At 49.4% G+C, this 310-nt stretch carries 1 protein-coding gene; it reads right to left on the reverse strand.

Features of this window, described 5'->3' with window-relative positions:
- A partial coding sequence (locus A936_RS04195) for an EAL domain-containing protein (protein ID WP_034807742.1) occupies nt 1-310 on the reverse strand: 310 nt, incomplete at both ends.

The raw sequence follows: 310 nt of genomic DNA on the forward strand, positions 1-310 counted from the left end.
CAAGGGATAACGAAGAAGGAATACTGTCACGAAACGCCCTCATATCCCCTATAAACTCTCCTCCGGCGAGGTGCTCCGATGCAATATTTATGCTCAGATGAAACTCTCCCGTGGGGATCCACTCTTTAACATCATTAGCAATAAGCCTCATCAGGTGACGCGTTAAGGGCCCCATCATTTTTTCTGACTCTGCCGCAGGAATGAACACGTCCGGAGGGATCAATCTGCCGTTATTTCTTCTCCAGCGCATCAGGGCTTCTGCACCATGGCAGTGTCCTGAAATATCACAGACCGGCTGATAGCAGACAAA

This window comes from Enterobacter sp. Ag1, assembly GCA_000277545.1.
Classification (GTDB): domain Bacteria; phylum Pseudomonadota; class Gammaproteobacteria; order Enterobacterales; family Enterobacteriaceae; genus Cedecea.